A 7,207-nucleotide genomic window follows, 5' to 3' on the forward strand; every position below is an offset into this window, starting at 1 on the left:
GCTCCGGCCATCTGCAGAAGGCCGGAGCGGCGCGCGAACCCAACGAAACCGCAAACCAATGAAGGGGTCAGTTCCTCAATTCGGCGAGGGGGTCAATTCCTCGATTCGCTTGACAGCGATGGCTCTGAGGTCCTCGGTGGCAAGCTTGAGATAGGGCACCGTCGACTCCGCCGATCGGTGTCCGAGCAGATCACCGATGATCTTCTGTCGGAACCGATGCGCGCAGCATCTCCACCGCGCGTGCATGTCGGAAGACATGGGCGCCGCTCTCGCCCCGTGGCTTGACACCGGCGTGACGCAGTCGGGGTCGTACCACGCTGTCCAACATCCTGAGCTTGCGATAGGGCGCACGCGTGCGGATGAAGATTTCCCGGGCGTCGATCGCCGGCCGCCCCGCACGTAAATAATCAAGCACTGCTTCGCCGACCGGCTCCATCAGGGGCAGGAAGGAACAGGCCCTGGTCTTGGTGTGCCGGATGCGGATCGATTCCGCCCGCCAGTTGATGTCCTCAAGCCTCAGGTTGCAGATTTCGCTCGACCTCAGGCCATAGGTCGCGAGCAGTTGCAGGATCGCATGGTCCCTCAAACCCCTCGGTGTCCTGTCCTTTCCCGCGGCCTTCAGGACGGCGGCAACCTGGTCTCGCTCCAGAATCGAGGGCACCCCCTCATAGGCGTAGATCAGCGGTCCGATGACATGCGGCGACAGGTCGATCGCGGTACGGCCGACCCGGTGCAGATGCCGCAATAAAGAGCGCAAGCGGTTCGCGACGGCGCTCAAGGATTTGCGCGTCAGCTTCGGCGCGCGCATATCCATATAGCGGCCGATATCGTCGACCCCCAGGCCCGTCAGGCTATTGTCACCGTTCCGCTCGAACTGCCAGGTGAGGAAGTGCCGGGCCTCCCAGATCAAATGCCTTGATGCTGGCGGGGGCGAGGCCTCGCGCCTCATGAAGCCAGATCTCGTATTCGCCACAGATTCAAATCGCACCGCCTCGGCGGCGCAGGCTGCTTTCAGAGGGGCGGCCACTGGCCCTGCGCAAGCCGCAGCAGCGCATGGATTCCGCGCGCGCGGGATCGGGTGCTGGTATGGCGCCGATTGACCATGGTGTTTGCGCAACATTCCACTCTCATAGCTTATGTAGGTCGACACCAGCGCCTGGGTCACGTCCTCAACCTGGATTTCCCGCCGTTCGAGAAAATCGAGGAATCTGCGAGCGCACCTGCAGTAGTTACTGATCGCCTTCGAGTGATAGCACTGGCCGACCAGTACGGCTTTGAGTTGGGCGATCAGTTCTTCATTGGATTTCAGCATCATCGACTCCTCTGCTTGTCAAAAGACCTGCAAAGGTCGCCGAGAAATAATGCGGAGCAAAGACCATACCGAATTCGCGGAATTTCTCGATATTCACGCGCCGAGCCGGTGTTCGTTCACATTACCGCCACCTCGCGATTAACATCAGGTCGACGGGCTATGGCGGCTATCCTGTGCTGGACGAGAAAACCAGAGTCGCGCTTGCCTTTTTCCGGGGCACCGGCAGGCTCTTCTATGGATTGGCCGCAGTTTAACCGCCACGGCGAAGACGACGCTCTCGATCCCACGGCCTTGCGGGCACCTTCGATCAAAAGCTGATCGCCAGGTATCAGAACCGGAGCGGGTGAGCGTGCGCGAGATCCCGCGGCCGCCACCACCGGACCAGGTCTCGGCCAATACCGACGCCGTCCTGGAGGAAGTGGCGAAATGGCAGAACCGAAACCGGCCGCTTGACGTCCGCCACCGGTTGGTCGTCTCGACACCATTCGGCTCAAATCAGGGATGATGGCTTCGTTCGCAACAAGGCAATCTACATCGCGCTCGGCATCCTGACGGCGCGAAGGAAATACTCGGCATCTGAATCGAGCAGTTGGAGCACGCCAAGTTCTGCTGCGCGTCACTGAACAAGCTCAAGGAACCACGGCGTTGCCGACATCCTGATCGCCGTCGTCGATGGGCCTCAAGGGCGCCATTCGCTGGAGTTCGTGTCGTGGAAGGACCGCAAGCCGATCATGCGGCACCGCGTGCGATCTACCGGGCTGCGGACAGCCCGGCCGCGCTCAACGCGTTCGACGCCAGCTCCTGGGCCAACAATATCTGGCGATCGCCCATTGCTGGCCACGCAACTGGCAGTAAGTCGTGCCGCAATATTTTCTGAAGATCAAACGGACGGGCGACCGCCTGCTACCCATGACCAAAGGCCGAAAAGCAACGCCGCGCCAAAGTCGATGGAAGCAATGGGTCCAAAGGTCATCGCCGATGAACTGTTCTTCAACACGAGGGTCCTCCTGGGAACTACGGTTCTCGCGCCTACGGCGCTATGCATCATAGCCCCGATCGCTTTCGGCGCTCGCGTGGACAGAGTTATCAAGAATATCCAGACCACGCTGAAGCGCTTGCCCGTCAATCGTCAAAGGAGGAAGAAGCTTGATAACCTGGTCCTCCGCGCCGCATCGCTCTACCACAAGCCCATCTTCAAAGGCCTTGCGGACGATTCTTCCAGCGAGTTTACCTGTGCCGCAATCGAGCCCCAGCATCATGCCCCTTCCGCGCACGGAAAGGCCATGATCTGGGCTGCTTTGAGCGACCTGCCGGAGGCGCTCGCTAAGGATGCGCCCTGTTTTCGTAACACTCTCAGACAGCTTTTCATTCGTCCAGTATTTTTGCAATGCAGCAGTTCCCGTCACGAGCGCAAGGTTGTTACCTCTGAAAGTCCCATTGTGCTCACCCGGCCGCCAAACGTCGAGTTCGGGTTTGAGCAGCAGGAGGGACAGGGGCAGTCCAGAGCCGCTAAGGGACTTGGACAAAACAATGATATCTGGCGATAAATCTGCAAATTCAAAACTGAAGAAACTGCCCGTTCGTCCGCAACCTGCCTGAATGTCATCAACAATGAGGAGGATGCCGTTCTTCCTGCAAAGCTGCTGGATCGACTGCAGCCAACGCTTGCTCGCAGCGTTGATGCCACCCTCGCCTTGAACGGTTTCCAGAATGATGGCTGCCGGCAGGTCGACGCCGCTGCTTGCGTCAGCAAGCATCCTCTCCAGATATTGCGTAGTGTCATTGTCTACTCCCCAATACCCGTCATAGGGCATGAACACTGCACCGACAGGTGGAAGGCCTGCCGCATCGCGGTAATATCGATTACCCGTAACCGCAAGCGCGCCCAAGCTCACTCCGTGAAAGCCGTTGGTAAATGAAATTATGCTGTGTCGACCGGTGACCTTGCGCGCGAGTTTCAAAGCGGCTTCCACTGCATTGGCGCCGGTGGGACCCGGAAACTGGAATTTGAATGTCAGGCCACGCGGGCGTAATATTATCGCATCGAAATACTCCATAAACTCTCTTTTCGCCGACGTAGCCATGTCCAATCCGTGGATTATTCCGTTTTTCTTAAAGTATTGCATCGCGTCGTTTATAAAATCGGGATCGTTGTGACCGTAATTAAGAACGCCCGCCCCGGAAAGAAAATCGACAAACTCGAAGCCATTCTCGTCCTCGAGAATGGCTCCTACGGCCTTCCTGAACACAACAGGAAAAGTTCGCGCATACGACCGCACGTTGGATTCGAGGTTTTCGAAGGTAAATAGCGAGTTGGAGCCACTCTCTTTAAGCATGATCTTTCCTCAACCGGACGATAGTCAGCACCGCGCTCATCTTCTTCAGTTGATCGATCCGACCCTCCAGGTGCGCCTTCAGTGTCGGATTTCTGGCGATGGCTCTGCGGTTTTAAACGGCAACCTCGGCCAGTGCGCCTACCCAAGATGGTAGTTTCGCCACTGGCTATTCCGAGTAGAGATAAAAAGCAGCACGTTGCACGTTGCAACTCACGTCCCGCGTCGAACTCCCCCGGCGGAGACGTACGATTTTCAATCGCCTGAACATATCCTGTGTCGCGCAAGGGGCAGCTGCGGTGTGAACAGGCGCCCGTTTATCCAGGGGGCCGTGCTGCATCGGTGCCCGGTGCGATGCAGTCCCAGTCGATGGCATCATGGTCCTGCAGCCATTTTGAGGATGGCATCAGGCGGTTCGGTTTCCGCAATCGAGAAGATATCCAGAAATAGCGGATCTGAGCGCAAACTCACGGCCAATATGCTGCTGCCGGAGAGCGACTTGTCGACCACGGAGATAAGGCGCTCCCGCCTGAAGTCTTCGACCAACACGGACACGGAAGCGCATGTCGTTGACCAGTGCCTTCGAGACAAGTCCAGAAACGGGGCTGGTTCGGCCGTTGCGGGATCACCATCGCGCCCGCGCTCCCAATGCTTATTTGCGGCTGCCGCGCACGGTGAGCCGCTCGTCCGTTTAAGGCGACGGAGTTTCTTTGATCACAATGACTCATTTTGCAGAGATGAAGTCGACGATAGGCGCAGTGCGACGGCTCTAGCCCGTCTTATGCACGACGTTGCGTCTGAGAGGTTGGCGGATGTAGCATAAGCGGTTGATTTGGCGTAGAATTCGGTTGTCTAATCCAACCTGCCACCGCCTCTCGCGAGCCACACCCGCCATGACCGATGATACGTTGCTGCCGCTCTCATTTCCAGCCGTTGGACGCAAGAAGATCACAGTCTGCGTTTGACGGCGGACGCATCACCTCGGATGGTGGCGTCATGCTTTTGGCAACGGCCGAGCGACGCCTGCAACTGGCCGACAGGCTGGCCGCCGCGATCCACGATCCGTGCGATCCAGCGCGGGTCACGCACGCCATGGCCGACATTGTGCGCGCCCGCATCTTTGCGATCGCATGCGGCTACGAGGATGCACAAGAGCCAGCTCGCCTCCGACCAACGCTGCGGCTCAGGCTTCTCAAGCTCGGCGCCCGCGTTACCGAAACCGTCTCGCGCATCCGTCTGGCCTTCGCCGCCACCTGTCCCGAGGCAAGTCTGTTCCGAGCGAGGCTGCAGCCCACAGGGCCATGAGCGCCGGAGCATCAAAGCCCCGCCGAACCCGATACCTTGACCCTCCAGCGCGTTCCAAAGTCCAGTCTCAGCTGCGGTGAAAAAGACGCCTCACACCTTCATGACCGAACGCTAAGCGGCAAACAAACCCAGATGCGCATGAATAAGACGTGCTAATAAGGCTTGTACTACTTTCTTGAGATTCTTCCTCCACCAGTTCGGCTCCAGCAGATTTCCATTTCCGGGGGGCCGTAATCCGCGTCCTCAAGCCAGCATCGAATTTGAGGCATGTCGATAATGCCGTTCCCATCATGCCTCGGTCGAAGACCAGATGCTGCATCGGAATCACCAAATCCCATCAACCGTTCTGCGCAACGGCTTGCCCTCGGGCGCGTCGGTGTCAACGATAGTGCCAAGTTCATCGAGGCGTAAGCAGCGCACCGAACAATGCGGCTTGGTCGTAGCACTACTTATCTTGAATAACGTCTGGCTCTTCGCAACTAAAAACAAGGAAATTCTCGGTTTTTATGGCTGTTTCTGGATAGACCTCATAGTACCTCATGGTAATGTTATTGTAAAGTCTGTCACCGACATAGAAAAATCCGAGCTTAACATTTTTGCGAATCGAACGCGTGTTCGTTGGGCGAATGAATGTAGTCACCTTCTTAAACTTTAAATGCTCGAAGGCAAATTGGATTGCTGCCATGCCGGCCTCGACCGCGATCCCCTTCCCGGAGGCCGAAAGGTGGAGGCAGGTTCCGATTTCCACGTTACTTGGATCTTCGGGCATATTCGGGCCGCTGTACATCAATCCACAAAAGCCAGCGAATTTTCTGCCTTGGCCTTCATTTTTGACGAACAGCATCCATACGCCGAAACGATTGTGCTGCCAATGATTGATGAATTGAAGCAGTAGAGCTTTCGACTGCTCTATCGTCGGATAGACTCCATCCCGGACGGCGTTTACCACGAACGGATCGTTATAAAGTCCACGTAGAAGAAGCTCGTCGCTATGCAACGGCGGCCTTAGGATTAGGCGCGGCGTTTCTAGGATGTGCATGAGAAGATTCCTTTTCTGAGCCGGCACTTATAATTGAGCGGCATCCACAAAAAACGTGGGACTATGATCTCCTAGAATGCGCGTTCCTTGGGTTAAAGTTCTAAGAAATCTCTGCAATTATTTTTTCTCCGGCTGAAGGTTCTTTGAATTCGCTGAGAGGCGCTCCATTGCACGCTGGTGATGTTGCTGAAGTCACCCAAGGAGGTTGCATGCCTTGCCTGGGCGCGAGAAGTCGAGAATGACACCCTTATGTAGGCCCATAGGCAAGACTCAAACTAGACGGCCCAGCGCCGACCCCAATGCAAGAAAGCTCCACTTGCTTTGCTCTATTGGTGTTTCCCAAACTATCTAGCCCGTCTTATGCACGACGTTGCGTCTGAGAGGTTGGCGGATGTAGCCTAAGCGACTGATTTGGCGTAGAATTCGGTCGTCTAATCCAACCTGCCACCGCCTCTCGCGAGCCACACCCGCCATGACCGATGATACGTTGCTGCCGCTCTCATTTCCAGCCGTTGGACGCAAGAAGATCACAGTCTGCGTTTGACGGCGGACGCATCACCTCGGATGGTGGCGTCATGCTTTCGGCAGCGGCCGAGCGACGCCTGCAACTGGCCGACAGGCTGGCCGCCGCGATCCACGATCCGTGCGATCCAGCGCGGGTCACGCACGCCATGGCCGACATTGTGCGCGCCCGCATCTTTGCGATCGCATGCGGCTACGAGGATGCCAACGATCTCGACCGGCTGCGCACCGACCCGGCCTTCAAGCTCGCCTGCGGGCGGCTGCCCGACAGCGGGATTGATCTGTGCTCGCAGCCGACATGCTCGCGCCTCGAGAACCTGCCCGACCTGCGCACCGTCATCCGGCTCGGCTGGGTGCTGGTCGATCTGTGGCTGTCGAGCTATGCCGCGCCGCCCAAAAGCGTCACGCTCGACATCGACGACACGGTGGATGTCGTTCACGGCCATCAGCAGCTCTCGCTGTTCAACGCCCATTACGACGAGCGTTGCTTCCTGCCGATCCACATGTACGACGCCGCGACAGGACGCCCGTGTCAATACCGAGTGAAATTTCCCCGAAAGTGCCGAAGTAAAATTCCCCAATTATGCCGTCTCGGACGGCATTGAGAATTAGGTATTTTTCGGCGGTCGATCGCGCGGCCGTGATGGTGGAGCGAAGGACGGTGGGGAATCAGGGCTTTCGAGCGGACGTGCTCAG

At 57.5% G+C, this 7,207-nt stretch carries 4 protein-coding genes and 3 pseudogenes; 3 read left to right on the top strand and 4 right to left on the bottom strand.

All coding sequences use genetic code 11. The features are described from left to right. Positions 1 to 190 precede the first annotated feature (190 nt). The gene (locus NKH22_RS31255) at positions 191 to 1,315 is read right to left on the bottom strand and encodes a tyrosine-type recombinase/integrase (protein ID WP_352912406.1); all 1,125 of its coding nucleotides are present in this window, start codon (positions 1,313 to 1,315) and stop codon (positions 191 to 193) included. Positions 1,316 to 1,562: 247 nt separating this feature from the next. Between NKH22_RS31255 and NKH22_RS31260 the strand changes: the two are divergent. Continuing rightward, a pseudogene (locus tag NKH22_RS31260) lies at positions 1,563 to 2,164 on the top strand (transposase); the annotation flags it as partial. A gap of 185 nt (positions 2,165 to 2,349) precedes the next feature. Here NKH22_RS31260 and ectB read toward each other — a convergent pair. Then, positions 2,350 to 3,648 carry a diaminobutyrate--2-oxoglutarate transaminase gene (ectB, locus tag NKH22_RS31265; protein WP_352912407.1) on the bottom strand — a complete coding sequence of 433 codons (1,299 nt, stop codon included), beginning with the start codon at positions 3,646 to 3,648 and terminating at the stop codon, positions 2,350 to 2,352. A gap of 372 nt (positions 3,649 to 4,020) precedes the next feature. Further along, on the bottom strand, positions 4,021 to 4,155 hold the full coding sequence (locus NKH22_RS31270) for a hypothetical protein (protein WP_352912409.1): 135 nt from the start codon (positions 4,153 to 4,155) through the stop codon (positions 4,021 to 4,023). A gap of 383 nt (positions 4,156 to 4,538) precedes the next feature. Here NKH22_RS31270 and NKH22_RS31275 point away from each other — a divergent pair. Then, positions 4,539 to 4,815 (top strand): annotated as a pseudogene (locus NKH22_RS31275) (transposase); the annotation flags it as partial. Between the two features lie 580 nt (positions 4,816 to 5,395). On the opposite strand, the gene NKH22_RS31280 reads toward NKH22_RS31275, so the two are convergent. Further along, positions 5,396 to 5,989: a GNAT family N-acetyltransferase gene (locus tag NKH22_RS31280; protein ID WP_352912411.1), complete on the bottom strand. Its 594-nt coding sequence runs from the start codon at positions 5,987 to 5,989 to the stop codon at positions 5,396 to 5,398. 472 nt (positions 5,990 to 6,461) lie between these two features. On the opposite strand from NKH22_RS31280, the pseudogene NKH22_RS31285 reads away from it, so the two are divergent. Continuing rightward, positions 6,462 to 7,041: pseudogene (locus NKH22_RS31285) on the top strand (transposase); the annotation flags it as partial. Positions 7,042 to 7,207 lie beyond the last annotated feature (166 nt).

Source organism: Mesorhizobium sp. M1252 (genome assembly GCF_040318265.1).
Taxonomy (GTDB): Bacteria; Pseudomonadota; Alphaproteobacteria; order Rhizobiales; family Rhizobiaceae; genus Mesorhizobium.

What these genes read in the sequence shown, in the direction of transcription:
- NKH22_RS31255 (WP_352912406.1), bottom strand. Translation starts at nt 1,315, where the DNA reads ATGATGCTGAAATCCAATGAAGAACTGATCGCCCAACTCAAAGCCGTA.
- ectB (WP_352912407.1), bottom strand. Translation starts at nt 3,648, where the DNA reads ATGCTTAAAGAGAGTGGCTCCAACTCGCTATTTACCTTCGAAAACCTC.
- NKH22_RS31280 (WP_352912411.1), bottom strand. Translation starts at nt 5,989, where the DNA reads ATGCACATCCTAGAAACGCCGCGCCTAATCCTAAGGCCGCCGTTGCAT.